Here is a 16,862-nt window from a genome sequence, read left to right on the forward strand (position 1 = left end):
GAACCACGATGTCGAAGCTTGAAGTCCTTACTCCCGCCAACAGCCAGATCATCTTCATCGACCAGCAGCCGCAGATGGCTTTCGGTGTGCAGTCGATCGATCGCCAGACCCTGAAGAACAATGTCGTCGGCCTCGCCAAGGCGGCAAAGATCTTCAACATTCCGACGACCATCACCACGGTTGAAACGGAAAGCTTCTCCGGCAACACCTTCCCGGAACTGCTGGCAGTATTCCCGGAAAACGACATCCTCGAGCGTACCTCGATGAATTCCTGGGATGACCAGAATGTCCGCGATGCCCTGGCGAAGAATGCCGCCAACGGTCGCAAGAAGATCGTTGTTTCCGGCCTCTGGACGGAAGTGTGCAACACCACCTTCGCTCTTTCGGCGTTGCATGATGTCGCCGATTACGAAATCTACATGGTGGCGGATGCATCTGGCGGCACTTCTGTCGATGCGCATAAATATGCCATGGACCGCATGGTGCAGGCGGGCGTCATCCCCGTCACCTGGCAGCAGGTGCTGCTGGAATGGCAGCGCGACTGGGCGCGCAAGGAAACCTATGACGCCGTCACCTCGCTGGTGAAGGAACATTCAGGCGCTTACGGCATGGGCATCGATTATGCGGTCACGCATGTTCATGGCGGTGCTGAGCGCGTCAAGCACGGCAAGCGCATCGGCCCCAACCCCGCGAAATAAGCTTTCAACCCTGACGCGCCGGCGGGATCAATATCCCGGCCGGCGCGGCTTCATCCACCCAAAGGAGGTTTCCATGAAAGTCTATCTTCTGTCGCTTGGCGCCGGCCTGCTCGTCGGCATCGTTTACAGCCTGCTCAATGTTCGTTCGCCCGCGCCGCCCGTCATTGCATTGGTCGGTCTGCTGGGCATCCTGGTCGGAGAACAGATCATCCCTTTCGCAAGAACGATCATAGACAGGGAACCGGCCGCCGTTTCGTGGTTCAACCAGATCAAGCCGCACATGTTCGGTCATATGCCCAAGGGTGGTGTCGAAAAGGTAGATATTGCCAAGGGCACCGCACCCATCGAGAGGGAGAGAAGCTGATGCCAACACGACGCACTTTCCTCGGCGCGGCATCCAGTCTCGCCTTTCCGAATCTGTTTTCACCGGCTAAGGCCGCTGATCCCATCAAGAGCGGAGCTTCGTCCATGCATCCAGATACCATCCTTCACAATGGCCGCGTCACGACACTTGATCGTGGCAATCCGAATGCAACGGCAGTCGCCATCAAGGATGGTCTGTTTCTGGAGGTGGGAAGCGATACCGAGGTCATGGCCCTTGCCGGGCCGGAAACGAAGATCATCGACCTGAGGGGCAAGCGGGTTCTGCCGGGCCTGATCGACAACCACACCCACGTCGTGCGTGGGGGCCTGAACTTCAATATGGAACTGCGCTGGGACGGCGTGCGCTCGCTTGCCGATGCCATGGACATGCTCAAACGCCAAGTCGCGATAACGCCAGCCCCGCAATGGGTGCGCGTCGTCGGTGGTTTCACAGAGCACCAATTCGTCGAAAAGCGCCTGCCGACCATCGAGGAGATCAATGCGGTCGCGCCGGATACGCCGGTCTTCCTTCTGCATCTTTACGACAGGGCGCTGCTGAACGGCGCGGCGCTGCGTGCCGTCGGTTATACCAAGGACACGCCGAACCCGCCCGGCGGCGAGATCACCCGTGATGCCAACGGCAATCCCACCGGCCTGCTGCTCGCCAAGCCGAATGCCGGCATTCTCTATTCGACGCTTGCCAAGGGGCCGAAACTGCCGCTCGACTATCAGGTCAATTCCACCCGCCATTTCATGCGCGAACTGAACCGGCTGGGTGTGACCGGCGTGATCGATGCCGGCGGCGGCTTCCAGAATTATCCGGATGATTACGAGGTGATCCAGAAGCTGTCAGATGAGAACCAGATGACCGTTCGGCTGGCCTACAACCTCTTCACGCAGAAGCCGAAACAGGAAAAGGAAGACTTCCTCAACTGGACGCAATCGGTCAAATACAAGCAGGGCAACGATTATTTCCGGCACAATGGTGCGGGTGAAATGCTGGTCTTTTCCGCGGCCGATTTCGAGGATTTCCGTCAGCCGCGGCCCGATATGCCGCCGGAGATGGAAGGCGAACTTGAAGATGTTGTCCGGATTCTGGCGGAAAACCGCTGGCCCTGGCGTCTGCATGCCACCTATGACGAGACCATTTCGCGGGCGCTGGATGTCTTCGAAAAGGTCAATCGTGATATCCCGCTCGAAGGGCTTAACTGGTTCTTCGACCATGCTGAAACCATTTCTGACCGCTCCATCGACCGTATCGCCGCGCTTGGCGGTGGCATCGCCACCCAGCACCGCATGGCCTATCAGGGCGAATATTTCGTCGAGCGTTATGGCCAGGGCGTGGCCGAAGCCACACCACCGATCCGGCGCATGCTCGATAAGGGTGTGAACGTTTCGGCCGGAACGGATGCAACGCGCGTCGCCTCCTACAATCCGTGGGTGTCGCTCTTCTGGATGGTGACCGGCAAGACCGTTGGCGGCATGCAGCTTTACCCGCGCGCCAATTGCCTCGACCGCGAAACGGCGCTGCGCATGTGGACGGAAAAAGTCACCTGGTTCTCGAATGAAGAAGGCAAGAAGGGCCGCATCGAGAAAGGCCAGTTCGCCGATCTCGTGGTGCCGGACAAGGACTTCTTCTCCTGTGCGGAGGATGAAATCTCCTTCCTTACCTCGGAACTGACGATGGTGGGTGGCAAGGTCGTCTATGGCGCCGGTGACTTCAAGGCACTGGACGAGAGCAATATTCCGCCGGCCATGCCAGACTGGTCGCCAGTGCGCAAGTTCGGCGGCTACGCCGCCTGGGGTGAACCGGATGGCGCCGGCGCCCGCTCGCTGCGCCGCACGGCCATCTCCACCTGCGGCTGCGCCAGCGATTGCGGTGTGCATGGTCACGACCATGCCGGTGCCTGGACATCGAAGCTGCCGATTGCCGATCTCAAAGGCTTCTTCGGTGCCCTGGGCTGCTCCTGCTGGGCGGTATAAGCCTCATCGGCAAAGAAACTCACCCACGGGCGGCGCATGTGCCGCCCGTGGGATACGACCAATAGCCGATAAAAGAATATTACAAATTACGCAATTATATCGAAACTATTGATGCAATTGTTGGCGGTAATCCTTTGCGCCAATATCGCTCCATCAGATGAACGCCAGCGCCGCTCGAACCGAACGGCCAGTAGGAGCACATTATGACTGAGCCGTCTTCAACCCTTCGCCTTCGGGTCTTCCTTGCGGATATCGTTGCCGCACCCGCCACAAAAACCCTTGCGCTTCTGGCGCTTTGCTCGGCCTATATTCAGGGACCGCTGACGAAGATTTTCGACTTTCCCGGGGCGATTGCCGAGATGAACCATTTTGGCCTTCAGCCGGCGGCCGCATTCGCCGTGGTCGTCATCCTGTTCGAACTTACCGCCTCCGCTCTGGTCGTGTCGGGCTTCCTGCGCTGGGCCGGAGCTCTGGCACTGGCGGGCTTCACTCTTGTCGCCACCTTCATTGCTCTCCGCTTCTGGGAAATGGCGCCGGGCATGGACCGCATGATGGCCACCAATGCCTTCTTTGAACATCTAGGTCTCGCTGGCGCATTTGTCGTCGTCGCTGCAATCGATCTCACGAAAGGAACGGGCAAATGAGCGCCGCAAAATCCTCCGCAAGCAGTTTTGCTCCGCTTGCACAACCGGTCTTCGCCGTCCTCTGGGCCGCGACGGTGCTGGGCAATACCGGCAGCTTCATGCGTGATGTCGCGAGTTCCTGGTTGATGACCGATCTTTCGGCCTCTCCGGCGGCTGTCGCCATGGTGCAGGCCGCTGGAACCCTGCCGATCTTTCTTCTGGCGATCCCGGCCGGCGTGCTGACCGATATTCTCGACCGCCGCAAGTTCCTGATCGCAGTTCAGCTGTTGCTGGCCTCTGTCAGCGTCACCCTCATGGTTCTTGCGCACACCGGCCTTTTGTCCGTCAGCGCCCTGATCGGTCTCACCTTCCTCGGCGGTATCGGTGCGGCGCTGATGGGACCGACCTGGCAGGCCATCGTGCCGGAGCTGGTGAAGCGCGAGGATATCAAGAGCGCCGTGGCTCTGAACTCGCTCGGCATCAATATCGCCCGTTCCATAGGTCCGGCTGCTGGCGGCATCCTGCTTGCGGCCTTCGGCGCGGCCTTTACCTATGGCGCCGATGTCGCCAGTTACTTCGTCGTCATCGCCGCCCTTTTGTGGTGGCCACGGGTAAAGAACGCTGACGATGCGCTGGCCGAAGGTTTCCTCGGCGCTTTCCGGGCGGGCCTTCGTTACACCCGTGCCAGCAAGCCGCTTCATGTCGTGCTGCTACGGGCCGCGATCTTCTTCGCTTTCGCCAGCGCCGTCTGGGCGCTGCTGCCCCTGGTTGCCCGGCAATTGCTCGGCGGAGACGCCAGCTTCTACGGTATCCTGCTCGGTGCTGTCGGCGCTGGCGCCATCGGCGGCGCGCTGGTCATGCCGAAGCTGCGCGAACGTTTCGATGCAGACGCCCTGCTTCTCGGTGCTGCCGTCATTACCGCACTCGTCATGGCCGCGCTTTCACTCGCACCGCCGAAGTGGCTTGCCATCATCGTCCTGCTGTTCCTCGGCGGCGCATGGATCACCGCTCTAACGACGCTGAACGGGGCCGCCCAGGCAGTTCTGCCAAACTGGGTGCGTGGCCGTGGCCTTGCTGTCTATCTCACCGTCTTCAACGGCGCGATGACAGCCGGCAGCCTTGGCTGGGGTGCTGTTGGTGAAGCCACAGGTGTGCCGGGTGCATTGCTGATCGGTGCTGCGGGACTGCTGGTTGCGGGCCTTGTCATGCACCGCCTGAAACTGCCTGCGGGTGATGCGGATATGGTGCCATCAAACCATTGGCCGGAACCGCTCGTTGCCGAGCCGGTGGCCCATGATCGCGGCCCGGTTCTGATCCTGATCGAATATAATGTCGAAAAGCATCACCGCTCCGCTTTCCTGCATGCACTCGACGAGCTTTCCCAGGAACGTCGCCGCGATGGCGCCTATGGCTGGGGTGTCACGGAAGACTCCGCCGATCCGCAGAAGCTCGTCGAATGGTTCATGGTGGAATCCTGGGCGGAACATCTTCGCCAGCACAAGCGGGTCTCCAATGCCGATGCAGATTTGCAGGGCAAGGTGCTGGCTTATCATTCCGGGCTGGAAAAGCCTGTCGTGCGCCACTTCCTGACGATCAACCGTCCGGGCAAGGCATAAACAAAAGGGGCCGAAAGGCCCCTTTTGTTCCTACCGTTGCACCGGCTGCTATCGCGCAATCCGCTCGAGCACGCGGCTCAATGCATCTTTCAAGGCCTTTGAACCGCCTTTGCCATCGAAGTCTTTTAGCACCTGTTCGTTGAGGCCGCCTTTGGTGGCGAATTCGCGGCTGATCTCGTTAAAATCCGCCTTGCTTCCGGCCAACACCGCCACCTCGGAGAGGCCGCCAAAGAGGGGTGCAAGATAGGCGCGCGCCTTTTCTTCCGGCAGTCCGTTTTCGGCCAACCATTCCGTTGCCGTCTGCATGATGCCGAAATAAGTAGCCATCAGAGCGCTTCCGGCGGCCAGAAGGTCGTATTCGGCCTTGGTCTCGCATTCCACCGCATTACCGAGCACGTTGAAGATTGCTGTCGTGTCCCTATCGGCGGGATAAATGGCGGTGACGCCTTTGCGGCGGGCGACGAAGGGCAACGGGATCGCCTGGGTGAGATGTACATCCGCATCGATCCAGTCGAGAAGGGCTTCCCGGCTGGTCGCAGCCACGACGCTGATGACTTTCTGTTCGTCCCTGAACCGTAGCGGCCGGATGACCTCCTCGGCGATCTGGGGACGGATTGCCAGCATGACGGTATCGCAGCCATCGACGATCGCCTGATTGTCGCTTGAGACGATCACCTGCGAAAAATCGGCAGCCAGTTCAGCCGAAACATCCGCGCTGCGCTGGGACACCATGACATGTGGTACGGCGGCGGGTCTGGCAAGCAGGCCGCGTACCATCGCGTCGGTGATGGCGCCTGTTCCGATAAAACCGATTTTTTGGGGCAGGGACATGAATACTCCACTGTGGCGGCTGGATCGAGAGATGGTCGGTCCTTCCAGTTTGGCGCGATGCTAGATTTTCCACCGGTAAATGTCGACAGGCGGTCGGGCCATCTGTGACGCCACGGCACTTAGGTCGGCCGATGCTCGCGAAAAGCGGCAGCGAGCGTTCGCAACGCCTCACGCGATCTGCTGTCCGTCAGGGTCGAGAACATGATGATTTCGGTGGAAGGCAGGGAAGGCAGCCCAAAACGCTGGCTCACCTCCACGGTGCCGGGTGGGGCAAGACGGGAGGAGAAGGCGGAAATCGCAAGTCCCGCCGAAACGGCCGCGGTTACCATGGACGATGTGCCGCCGAGGAAAACCTCCGTCCAGGCTATGCCAGCCCCGTCCAGGGCGCGGGTGGCTATATCACGCACGCCACAGGCGGGAGACAGTGCCGCAAGCCGCAACGGTTCACCCTGACGATGTTCGAATTGCGGGGTTGCATACCAGCCGAAATGCTCCGGTCCGAGAACCTCGCCGTCGCGCCGGTCGTCCTCGCGTCTGATGATGGCCGCATCGATTTCCCCACGGTCGAACGCGTCGAGCAGGGAGCGCGAATGGTCCATCCGCACTTCAATCGTCAGGCCCGGATCATGGTCGTTGAGGCGGGCCAGAAGGGTTGGCACCTCCGGTCCTGCCACGTGGGCGGCAATGCCGAGGCCAAAACGACGGCGCGGTGAGGAAAGGCCTGCCAATGCGCGATCGTGTGCGGCGAGAAACTCGCGGGCGGGCGCCAAAAACACTGCACCCTGCGCGGATAGCCGCACCGAACGCGGTGTGCGTTCGAGCAGCCGCTGGCCCAGCCTGTCTTCCAATCGCTTGAGCTTGACGCTGATCGCGCCCTGGGTGGTGCCGAGCGCTTCGGCCGCGCGGGTGAAGCTCTGCATATCGGCGATGGTAACGAAGGCTTCGACGGCCTCCACATCCAGCGTGCTCATGTCGACTATTCCAATTTGTTGTCTCTGAAATAGCCAATCATCCAATTCAGTTATGGTCAAGCTTTGTCTAGCCTGTCGCCTCGTAGATCGGTTTCACAGTTGCGAGCCGAGCCAAGAAAGGCTGAAGAATGACCCTTGTTATTACCGAACAAACGGGCAGCAGAAGCGCCATGGCGCTCGCTGCCGTTTGTCTCTCCGCTCTTATGTTCGGACTGGAAATCTCCAGCGTTCCTGCGATCCTGCCGACACTGGAACAGGTACTGCACGCGGATTTCCGGCAACTCCAGTGGATCATGAATGCCTATACCATCGGCGTGACCATGGTGCTGATGGCAACCGGTGCGCTGGCCGACCGCTTCGGCCGCAAACGTGTCTTTATTGCCAGTATTGCTGCCTTTGCCCTGTCTTCTCTTGCCTGCGGAATGACGCAGAATGTTCCGGTGCTGATCGGCGCGCGCTTCTTTCAGGGCTTGAGCGGAGGAGCGATGCTGGTGTGCCAGATCGCCATTCTGTCGCACCAGTTCCGTACGGCGCGGGAGCGCGGCATGGCCTTCGGCTGGTGGGGAATCATCTCTGGCGTTGGGCTCGGTTTCGGCCCGATCATCGGTGGTGCCATTGTTGCGCTGTGGAGCTGGGAATGGGTTTTCCTCGTTCACGTAGCGCTCGCCATCGTGACGTGGCTGCTTGCTTCGGGCGGTGTGAGAGAATCGCGTGACCCGGAGGCGGCACGTCTGGATATCGCCGGCATGGCCACGCTTTCGCTGTCCGTTTTTTGCCTTGCCTTTTTCATCACACAGGGACCCGAGCTTGGTTTTGCGAGCCCGGCGGCGCTTCTGATCCTTGGCGCCTCGGCTGCGAGCTTCATCGCCTTCCTGATTGCCGAAAAGCTTAGTTCAAGACCGATGTTCGACTTCTCAGTGTTCCGCATCCGGCCTTTTTCCGGGGCGATCATCGGTTCGGCCGCGATGAATATCAGCTTCTGGCCGTTCATGATCTATCTGCCGATCTGGTTTCAGGCTGGCCTCGGTTATGACAGCGTCACCGCCGGGCTCGGCCTGCTTGCCTATACGCTGCCAGCCTTGGTGGTCCCGCCTCTGGCGGAACGCCTGTCGCTGCGCTACCAACCCCGCCTCGTCATTCCGGCAGGACTGTTCACCATCGGCCTCGGCTTCATGCTGATGAAGCTGGGAAGCGGTATCGAAGAGGCGAACTGGCTTACAATGCTGCCCGGCTGCATCCTCGCCGGAATGGGGCTCGGACTTACCAATACCCCCGTTACCAACACGACCACGGGCGCGGTTTCGCCCGCCCGTTCGGGCATGGCTTCGGGCATCGACATGAGCGCACGCATGATCTCGCTTGCCATCAACATTCCGATCATGGGCTTTATTCTGGTCGAGGGCGTGGGGGCTTCGCTTCGGGCGAACCTGCCGATCGGGGCGGATGTGTCTCATGTGCAGTCGCTGGCGGAAAAGATCGCCGCGGGAACTGCTGGCGCCTCGGCGCAGGGCGTTTCGGAAGAGCTTGTCCACCGGGCGCTTGCGGATGGGTTCGGCCTGGTCATGCTTTATGCCGGCATCAGTGTATGGCTACTCGCCGCCATCAGCTTCATGATCTTCGGGCCGGCGCGAAAGCCTGCCCATGACTAGGCTGGAGTTCAGGATGCCTCCCGGAAAATGACGGTCACGATCGTTCCGCCGTCCGGGCGCGCCTTTATCTGCAGATCGCTGTCATGCGCCTGTGCGATTGCGCGGGCAATGGACAGGCCGAGACCTGTCCCGCCGGTCTTACGCGCGCGTGACGGTTCCATCCGCCAGAAGAGTTCGATGCCGTGCGCCTCGACGCCGGCGGGGAAGCCCGGCCCTTTATCCTCGATCGAGACGAAGGCGCGCCCGTCCTGAAGCCCGGTCGAACAACGCATAAATCCGCCGCTCGCCGCGTAGCGGCGCACATTGTCCATCAGGATCAGCAGCAGCTGCCGAAGGCGTTGACGGTCGCCGCAAACTGATGCTGCCTCCAGCGACATCTCGAGATCAATGCCTGCTTCGTTCATGAGCGGCCGTGCCGCCTCCGCCACGGCCGCGCATTCGGCGGCAAGATCAAGTGGCTCGGTGTCTTTGACGAGGCTGTTGGTTTCGGCCAGAGAAAGCGTGCGCAAATCATCCACGAGACGTGCCAGCCCCTCCACATGGACGATGAGGTGGCGAATGGCTTCCTTGTCGAGGGGAAAGAGATCATCGGCAATGCCGTGCAAACGGCCCTGCAGGATCGTGAGCGGGGTGCGCAGTTCATGGGCTACCGCCATCGTGTTGAACTTCAACCGGTGCTCCATCATCTGAAGTTCCCGGATCAAGCTCTCGAAACTGTCGACGAGAAATGCGACCTCTGCGATGTGGCTCCCCCTGATCTCTGCTCCTCCGCTGAAGTTGCCGGTCGCCATGCGCCGCGCTGCATCGGCAAGTTCGCCTAGAGGTGCCGCAATGCGCCGAGAGATGAAGTAACCAAGCAAGCTGCAGAGAAAGACACCGAGCAATCCGAAAATGAACACGGATTTGATAAGCTCGTTATCGGCCTCGTCCTCGAGGCCCGGCAAAACCCTGACAAGGGCCTCAAGCTGACGCTGGTCTGGCATCACACCCCGGTCTATATCCGAGAAGGCCTTGGAGGCATCCGGCGATAGCTGGGCGATCATGCGCTCCTGAATATTGTCCGCATACCAGGAAACGCCGAAATAGACCAACGCAACCGCAAAGATGAGCATTGTAGTGATCGTGATCGCCGTCATCGTCCGCAGGCGGAGCCGCCAAGGCTTCATGGTTTTTGCTCCCCTGCCAGCCGATAACCGATGCTGCGCACCGAGACGAGATAACCGCAGGCGCCATGGTCCGTCAGTTTTTTGCGCAGATTGGCAATGTGTGTGTCGATGGTGCGCGCCAGCGCATCGCTTTCCGGCAGGCAGGCGTCAAGAATATCGGCACGCTGAAAGGCGTGGGTGGGACGACGCGCCATATGGGCGAGGATCCTGAACTCGCTCAGCGTGAGCGGCAGAACGGCCCGCTGACCGTCGTTGCAGACGGCTGCGACATAGGCTTCGGTGTCTACCTCAATGGGCCCGAAGCGTAAAACCCCGCCAGAGCCCGGTTGCCGCGTGCGTTTCAGCACGGCATTCACCCGCGCGATCAATTCATGCGGATTGAAAGGTTTGACGATGTAGTCGTCAGCGCCGAGGCGAAGGCCCGTCAGCTTGTCCATGTCCTCGGCGAGAGATGTGACCATGATGACAGGCGTCTCCCGTTCCCGCCGGATGCGGTTCAAAACCTCGATGCCGTCGAATTTCGGCAGGCGAATGTCGAGGAGAACCAGATCAGGTCTCAACATGGAGAAATGGGTCAGCGCCGTTTCTCCGTCGCTGGCTCTGACGGTTCTGTATCCTTCGCGAACGAGATAGGCGTCCAGGATCTGAATAATATCGGGGTCGTCTTCGACGATTAGAATTAGTCCTTTGTCCATACTCAATCCGCAAATGTACTGGTGTCGGCCGTGGCAGCGCCGGGACGCTAAGCGGATGCGGAACATCGGGCAAGAGCCGCTGTGCCCGAATGGATGCCACCGGCACTCCTTTCCATACGCTCTTGTGTCTTTCTCCGCAGAGCCTTGACATTTCTGCGGGAGAGAACTGGCCATGCACCAGTCTCTCACCCATAAAACCCACCCCAAAAAGCGGCGTTTGACCCAACGGTCGAAATTTCGTGTCAACTTTATTTCTGTCGTTCGTCAGGCATTTGCGCGTGCCTCCGGCAGTCCCTTTGTGCTGGCTCTTCTGGTCGCCCTTGCGATGATGATTGTCTTTACGATCAGGCCGGATATCGATCTTGAAGTAAGCCGGCAATTCTGGGCGGAAGGTTTCACACTCGGCGAGGACGAGTTCCTGATTTCCGTTCGCGATCTGAACCGCAGGCTTCCCTGGGTCTTGCTGTCCGGACTTGTGTGCATGCTTGTCGTAATGCCCTTCTCGCGCGGCTTGCCACGGCTTTTTCCACCACACAGGCTGCTGCTTATTATCGTCTTTTTTGCTCTGGGACCGGGCGCTGCGGTGCATGCCCTGAAAAACCTGTTCGGCAGGGCAAGGCCGCGGCATCTCGCAGAGTTCGGGGGAGAGCTGGTTTTTACACCGGTTCTTTCCCTCGGTGGCAGCTGCACCCGAAACTGCTCTTTTCCTTCCGGTGAAAGCGCTTCCGCAATCGCCCTTCTGGCCTTCATCATTCTCCTGCCAGGGAAATTTCGCCTGATCGGCACCGCGATATTGACGCCGTTCATCGTGATTTTCTCCCTGAACAGGGTGGCGATGGGAGCTCATTTCCTCTCGGATGTCCTGATTGCATGGCCTTTGATGTTTGCGGTATTTCTTCTGCTCCATCGGCCGTTCATCAACAATCGGCGTGCGATCGACGCGACTTTTTCGCGCAAGAGCGATGGTGCGCGGCGCTCCGCCGAAACAAGACCGTTTGCCGAACAATAACGCCCGTCGGGCATCCGACCGCTAATATCAAAAGGGCAGCGGAAACCGCTGCCCCTTCCGTTTCTTCTGCGCAGATGATGGCAGCCTTATTTCACCTTTGCGACGACAAGCTTGCCGTCGGCGCGTTCGGCGATGAACTCGATATTGGCGCCTTCCTTGAGCTTGCCGAGCATCGCATCGTCCTTGACGCGGAACACCATGGTCATGGCTGGCATGTCGAGGTTCTTCAGTTCTTCATGGATGATCGTGACCTTCTTGGCGGCAGCATCGACTTTCTTGACTGTTCCCTTGGTGAATTCCTCTGCAAATGCGCTGAATGGAGCGGTGAGTAGAAGTGCGGCTGCGACGGTGATCTTAATGACGGTCTTCATGGTGAGATTCCTTCGGTCGTGGGTTACTTGGCGGATACTTTGAGATCGCCGCGCATGCCGGCCTCGTAATGTCCGGGTTTCAGGCAGGCGAATTCGAACATGCCGTCATTGGTGAATTTCCAGATGATTTCGCCGCTTTCTCCCGGCGCGAGGGTGATAGCATTCGGGTTGTCGTGTTCCATCTCCGGCACCTTGGCCATTGCAGCCTTGTGCTCCAGATTGGCTTTCTGCTCGTCCATGATGAATTCATGGTCCAGCTCGCCGGCATTCTTGACAGCGAAGCGAACCGTCTTGCCCTTCCTGAATTCGAATTTGGCGGGCGTGAACAGCATCTTGCCATCGGGTGTCTCTTTCATCGTCACCTGAATGGTCTGGGTCACCTTTGCCTTGTCGCCCGGTTCGCCCACCGCCATCGCTTCATGGCCGCCGCCGTGGGTGCCGGATGCGAGCGCTGGCGTGGCAAGAGTGGTGAGAAGCAGTGCAATTTTCAGTCTGGTCATGTCATTGTTCCTTGGTTTGTAAGGGTGGGTCATATTCAGCCGTGTTTCATCGGATGCGGCGTGATCTGCGTTTTGGGGTCGGTGTTTTTTTGGCTGTCCGGCAATTCGCCGGTCCACTCCCAGGCCTGCGTGCCGGGCGGATTTTCGTACCAGCCGGGGTCTGCGTAATCGCCCGCGGAAATGCCTTCGCGAACCTTCACGACAGAGAACATTCCGCCCATTTCGATCGGGCCGTGCGGGCCCCACCCCGTCATCATCGGAACGGTATTTTCGGGGATTTCCATTTCCATCGCGCCCATATCCGCCATGCCGGCGGTGCCCATCGGCATATATTCCGGCCGGACCTTGCGGATCTTTTCGGTGACGCTTTTTTTGTCGACGCCGATGAAGGTGGGGACGTCATGTCCCATGGCGTTCATCGTATGGTGTGACTTGTGGCAATGGATCGCCCAGTCGCCGACATATTTGGCGTCGAATTCATAAGCCCGCATGGCGCCGACGGGAATATCGATGCTGACCTCCGGCCAGCGCGCCTCCGGCCGCACCCAGCCGCCATCCGTGCAGGTCACCTCGAAATCGTAACCGTGCATGTGGATCGGATGGTTGGTCATGGTCAGGTTACCGACACGCACGCGCACCCGGTCGTCCCTGGAAACCACCAGCGGATCGATGCCCGGAAACACCCGGCTGTTCCATGCCCAAAGATTGAAATCCGTCATCGTCATGATTTTGGGGACGGAGGTGCCGGGATTGATGTCGAAGGCGTTGAGCAGGAACACAAAATCGCGGTCCACCGGCATGAAGGTGGGGTCCTTCGGATGGACAACGAAGAAGCCCATCATGCCCATCGCCATCTGCACCATCTCGTCCGAATGCGGGTGGTACATGAAGGTGCCCGACTTCAAGAGGTCGAACTCGTAGACGAAGGTCTTGCCGACGGGGATATGCGGCTGCGACAGTCCACCCACCCCGTCCATGCCCGATGGCAGGATCATGCCGTGCCAGTGGATCGTCGTATGTTCCGGCAGCTTGTTGGTAACAAAAATGCGCACCCGGTCGCCTTCCACGACCTCGATGGTGGGGCCCGGTGACTGGCCGTTGTAACCCCATAGACGGGCAGTCATGCCCTCGGCCATTTCGCGTTCCACCGGCTCGGCGACAAGGTGGAATTCCTTGACGCCATTGTTCATCCGGAAGGGCAGGGTCCAGCCATTCAAGGTGACGACCGGATTATAATCGGGACCGGCGGTGGGCTTTACCGGCGCCTGCGTTGCCGCCGTTTCCATCACTGCCGCTTCCGGCAGGCTGCTGTTCGAGGTTTTCGCCCAGGCCGCCGAGGAGACCATAGCGGCGCTGACGCCCAGAAGTTGTCTTCTATTGAACATGGTCTTTCCCTTTCTCAATGTCCGCCACCACCGCCGCCGGAAGCGGCGGCAACCTCGGTCTCTCCGCCAGACGCGCCTGCGCCGCCGCCATAAATGGCAGGGGCGAGGCCGGCTTCGGCGAGCCAGAAGTCGCGTTTGGCATTGATGGCCAGCAGGTTTGAATTGACCTTCTCGCGGCTGTCGGCCAGCAGCTCGAAGGTGTTGGTGAGCATGCCGTTATAGGTCAGCAGCGACTCTTCCTCGATCTTGGTGCGCAGGGGCACCACGCTGTTGCGGTAATGCCGGGCGATATCGTAATTCGAGCGATAGGCCTGATAGGCCGAGCGGGCCTCCGAGCGGATATTGACCGCCTTTTCCGCCAGCAGATTGGCTGCACGCATATAAGCGAGCTCGGATTCCCGCATGCGCGCCTGGCCGGAATCGAAGATCGGAATGACGAATTCCAGTTCCGCGTTGCCGGTCGTCTGTTTGTGCTTTTCGCCGTCTTCCAGCTCGCGCTCGGTCTCGAAACCGGAGCGCAACTCGAGATCGGTGACATAGCGGGTGGCTTCCGTGAGCTTGAAGGAGCGCGCAGTCGCCTCAAGATCGAGTTTTGCCGTCTGCAGATCGACGCGGCGTTGCAGCGCCTCCGCCTCGATCATGTCACGCTTGGCGAGTGTTTTTGGAAGCTGCGGCAGGCGGTTGGGAATGGCGTATTCAATATCCGCTCCCCATAGACCCATCAGCCGCGTCAGTTCTTCCTTGGCAAGGCGGGCTTCAAGCCGCGCCCTGGCGATCTGGCCTGTCAACTCGGCATAAAACACCTGCTCGCGGGCCTGGCCTTCCTTATTGAGCGAGCCCGCCTCGCCAAGCTTCTTAGCGAGTTCAGAGGCGGCGTCCGCCGCGGTCTGCGCCTGCGCCAGTTGGCCGACATTTTCGAGGGCGGCAACGGCGTTGATCCACGCCCGGCGCGTATCTGCCGCCAGTTGCAGCGTTTTCAGCGCGGCGGCAAGCTGCGCCTTGCGGAAGTTGGTATCGGCAATCGCCACATTCTGCTTGAGGGTGGCGAGTGCCAGGATATTGGTGACGACCACACCCTCGATTGACTTATAGGCCCTGAGGCCGGGGGTGCCGATCCCCGTGAGCCCGATGCCGACCCGCGGATTGACCAGCATGGTCGATTGCCAGGCGGTGGCAGCGGCTTCCCCCACATCGGCATAGGCCGCCTGCAGGCCCTTGTTGTTCAGCAGCGCAACCTGTACGGCGGTTTCGGCATCAAGGACCTTGCTGGCCGCCATCAGCGTTTTGACGCGGGCTTGTGTTGCCTGCGCTTCGACCCGGTTCTGCACCCAGATGGCCTGTTTTCCGGTCGCTTCCGATGTCTTTGCCGAAACATTGATGAACCCAGCATCTGACGCCGCATATTGTGCGGCCGAGACACAGCCACTGAGAAAAAGCGGCATGGATAGAACGGCTGCCAGTTTTGCGCCGAGTTTGAATGCACGTGGTGTCATGATGCGTCTCCTTTTGGAGCCTGCGCATCGTTCTGGTCACGCCAGGGTTTGGGATCGACCGGCATGCGGGCCGTGTAAGCCGAGACCGGGCTTTGGTAGCTGAGGGGGGCGACGGCAAGCGTCGGGTTTGCCGCGTCGTCATAGGAGGCGGCGTCATTCATCATCGATGTGGCTGTGCAGCCGCCCAGAAGCAGGGGCGCCGCAACCACAATATAAATTGGGTTCATGGGTCGTTTCCGAACAGGAGATGTAACGGCGTAGCGGCGTTACAGCCGCTCACGCACGGTCATTGCCCAAAGGCGGGCTTTGCCTGTTCAGATATTCGGGGGGCGGTGAAGAAGCGGGGTCTGCCCCAGCGCCTTGCTGTCGTCGAGGAAGGAGCGGATGCCGCTGACGACGGGCGTGCCGACTGTGCCGTGATCGATCAGAACCGCCATGCCGAGACAGAAATCGCCGCAGCATTGTGGCTTCGCGGTTTTTTTGACACCACCGTCCTCGTCGGACATTCCCTGCAGGTCCTGGACGCCGTGGCGACCATGAGTGTCGGACATCATCGCCGAGCCGCCATGATCCATCATCTTGCCGTGATCCATCGTGGCGGATTGAGCGTGTTGCATTCCGCCGGCGTCGGGACCATGCATTGCGGCATTCACGGTGGAAACGCTGTAGCCAGCCAGTGATAGGATCATCACCAGTCTAAACATAAGGGCCAGCAATTTCGATGCTCGCAACGTTTCACGCATGGCCTTTAGAAAAGCCGCTGTCCCGTGATTTGTCAATGGATATGGTTCATAACCATTGATGAAAACCTTGACGTGAAGCTGATCGCCCATCCGATTTCATGCGAAAGACCACAGCCTGATGCGGCCCTTTCGCCGACGATGCAGGTAATATCGGCCTCGGCGATGAATTCGGGAGGAGGCAGCGCAAAGCGGCTCCGTCGCAGAAAATGCGGGCTCAGAAATGGATGATGGTGTGCATGGCACTGTCATCCCCCGCGCCGCCGGCGGTCTATTCTTCCGTCGGGCGAAATCGAAGATGGATGAGCGGATAGGGCCGCCCCTGTCCGTCGAGATCGGAGCGTCCCGTCGGCTTGAAGCCCAGCCGGCGATAAAAGCCCAGTGCTTCGCCGTTTTGCTCGTTAACGTCGGTTGTCAGTGCCGGGTGAAGCGCAAGCGCACTTTCCACCAGGGCCTTGCCGATGCCTTTGCCGTGATGGTCCGGATCGATGAACAGCGCCTCCAGATGGCCTTCATGCAGAAACATGAAACCCAGGGCGCGGTCTGTTTCGTCGACGGCAAGCGTCAACGGCGCCTGCGGCAAAAATGCCCTGACTTCGTCGCCGATCGCAACGCGATCCTGCCGAAGTAGAAAGCCATGGGTTGCGTCAACGGCCCTGCTCCATATGTCGAGGATGCGCGCCGCGTCGCCATTGGTGGAGGTGCGAAGTGATATCATTCCCGAGCTTTAGCAATTCGGACGGTTTCGCGCCATGGGCCTGCTCGATCT

General features: G+C 59.8%; 18 protein-coding genes. 7 read left to right on the forward strand and 11 right to left on the reverse strand.

The window, feature by feature from the left end; genetic code table 11:
- Positions 1-8 precede the first annotated feature (8 nt).
- The 5 genes from EYD00_RS19195 (at position 9) to EYD00_RS19215 (ending at position 5,283) form a co-directional block, all read left to right on the forward strand.
- Positions 9-698, forward strand: a complete 690-nt coding sequence (locus EYD00_RS19195; protein ID WP_004437494.1) for a hydrolase — start codon at positions 9-11, stop codon at positions 696-698.
- Positions 699-771: 73 nt separating this feature from the next.
- A complete protein-coding gene (locus EYD00_RS19200; RefSeq protein ID WP_034500179.1) occupies positions 772-1,062 on the forward strand; it encodes a XapX domain-containing protein in 291 nt (96 codons plus the stop codon).
- Complete coding sequence (locus EYD00_RS19205) at positions 1,062-3,044, forward strand: amidohydrolase (RefSeq protein WP_004437500.1); 1,983 nt, start codon at positions 1,062-1,064, stop codon at positions 3,042-3,044. The genes EYD00_RS19200 and EYD00_RS19205 overlap by 1 nt, the downstream gene beginning before the upstream one ends.
- Positions 3,045-3,247: 203 nt before the next feature.
- Complete coding sequence (locus EYD00_RS19210; RefSeq protein WP_004437503.1) at positions 3,248-3,688, forward strand: DoxX family protein; 441 nt, start codon at positions 3,248-3,250, stop codon at positions 3,686-3,688.
- On the forward strand, positions 3,685-5,283 hold the full coding sequence (locus EYD00_RS19215; protein ID WP_022563377.1) for an MFS transporter: 1,599 nt from the start codon (positions 3,685-3,687) through the stop codon (positions 5,281-5,283). The genes EYD00_RS19210 and EYD00_RS19215 overlap by 4 nt, the downstream gene beginning before the upstream one ends.
- A gap of 48 nt (positions 5,284-5,331) precedes the next feature.
- On the opposite strand, the gene EYD00_RS19220 is transcribed toward EYD00_RS19215, so the two are convergent.
- Both EYD00_RS19220 and EYD00_RS19225 read right to left on the reverse strand, forming a co-directional pair.
- Positions 5,332-6,114 carry a pyrroline-5-carboxylate reductase gene (locus tag EYD00_RS19220; protein WP_022563378.1) on the reverse strand — a complete coding sequence of 261 codons (783 nt, stop codon included), beginning with the start codon at positions 6,112-6,114 and terminating at the stop codon, positions 5,332-5,334.
- 119 nt (positions 6,115-6,233) lie between these two features.
- On the reverse strand, positions 6,234-7,085 hold the full coding sequence (locus tag EYD00_RS19225) for a LysR family transcriptional regulator (RefSeq protein ID WP_004437510.1): 852 nt from the start codon (positions 7,083-7,085) through the stop codon (positions 6,234-6,236).
- Positions 7,086-7,255: 170 nt separating this feature from the next.
- Here EYD00_RS19225 and EYD00_RS19230 point away from each other — a divergent pair, with 170 nt between their 5' ends.
- Positions 7,256-8,734, forward strand: a complete 1,479-nt coding sequence (locus EYD00_RS19230) for an MFS transporter (protein WP_374709507.1) — start codon at positions 7,256-7,258, stop codon at positions 8,732-8,734.
- A gap of 8 nt (positions 8,735-8,742) precedes the next feature.
- Here the strand turns inward: EYD00_RS19230 and EYD00_RS19235 are convergent, their stop codons facing one another.
- Both EYD00_RS19235 and EYD00_RS19240 read right to left on the reverse strand, forming a co-directional pair.
- Positions 8,743-9,900 carry an ATP-binding protein gene (locus EYD00_RS19235; protein ID WP_022563380.1) on the reverse strand — a complete coding sequence of 386 codons (1,158 nt, stop codon included), beginning with the start codon at positions 9,898-9,900 and terminating at the stop codon, positions 8,743-8,745.
- The gene (locus tag EYD00_RS19240; protein WP_004437520.1) at positions 9,897-10,595 is read right to left on the reverse strand and encodes a response regulator; all 699 of its coding nucleotides are present in this window, start codon (positions 10,593-10,595) and stop codon (positions 9,897-9,899) included. Before EYD00_RS19240 ends, EYD00_RS19235 begins: the two co-directional genes overlap by 4 nt.
- A 298-nt stretch (positions 10,596-10,893) precedes the next feature.
- Here EYD00_RS19240 and EYD00_RS19245 point away from each other — a divergent pair, with 298 nt between their 5' ends.
- On the forward strand, positions 10,894-11,604 hold the full coding sequence (locus EYD00_RS19245; RefSeq protein WP_234704085.1) for a phosphatase PAP2 family protein: 711 nt from the start codon (positions 10,894-10,896) through the stop codon (positions 11,602-11,604).
- Positions 11,605-11,690: 86 nt separating this feature from the next.
- Here the strand turns inward: EYD00_RS19245 and EYD00_RS19250 are convergent, their stop codons facing one another.
- From EYD00_RS19250 to EYD00_RS19280, 7 genes are all read right to left on the reverse strand, one after another.
- A complete protein-coding gene (locus EYD00_RS19250) occupies positions 11,691-11,975 on the reverse strand; it encodes a copper-binding protein (RefSeq protein ID WP_022563382.1) in 285 nt (94 codons plus the stop codon).
- A gap of 23 nt (positions 11,976-11,998) precedes the next feature.
- On the reverse strand, positions 11,999-12,475 hold the full coding sequence (locus EYD00_RS19255; protein ID WP_022563383.1) for a cupredoxin domain-containing protein: 477 nt from the start codon (positions 12,473-12,475) through the stop codon (positions 11,999-12,001).
- A 35-nt stretch (positions 12,476-12,510) separates the two neighbouring features.
- Complete coding sequence (locus tag EYD00_RS19260) at positions 12,511-13,860, reverse strand: multicopper oxidase family protein (RefSeq protein WP_022563384.1); 1,350 nt, start codon at positions 13,858-13,860, stop codon at positions 12,511-12,513.
- A gap of 14 nt (positions 13,861-13,874) precedes the next feature.
- Positions 13,875-15,353 carry a TolC family protein gene (locus tag EYD00_RS19265; RefSeq protein WP_022563385.1) on the reverse strand — a complete coding sequence of 493 codons (1,479 nt, stop codon included), beginning with the start codon at positions 15,351-15,353 and terminating at the stop codon, positions 13,875-13,877.
- Positions 15,350-15,580: a hypothetical protein gene (locus EYD00_RS19270; protein WP_022563386.1), complete on the reverse strand. Its 231-nt coding sequence runs from the start codon at positions 15,578-15,580 to the stop codon at positions 15,350-15,352. The genes EYD00_RS19265 and EYD00_RS19270 overlap by 4 nt, the downstream gene beginning before the upstream one ends.
- Positions 15,581-15,667: 87 nt before the next feature.
- Positions 15,668-16,096, reverse strand: coding sequence for a hypothetical protein (locus EYD00_RS19275; RefSeq protein WP_034500252.1), 429 nt, complete (start codon positions 16,094-16,096; stop codon positions 15,668-15,670).
- Positions 16,097-16,364: 268 nt separating this feature from the next.
- The gene (locus tag EYD00_RS19280; RefSeq protein ID WP_022563388.1) at positions 16,365-16,811 is read right to left on the reverse strand and encodes an acetyltransferase; all 447 of its coding nucleotides are present in this window, start codon (positions 16,809-16,811) and stop codon (positions 16,365-16,367) included.
- Positions 16,812-16,862: the final 51 nt, after the last annotated feature.

The organism is Agrobacterium sp. 33MFTa1.1, from assembly GCF_004328495.1.
Classification (GTDB): Bacteria; Pseudomonadota; Alphaproteobacteria; order Rhizobiales; family Rhizobiaceae; genus Agrobacterium; species Agrobacterium pusense.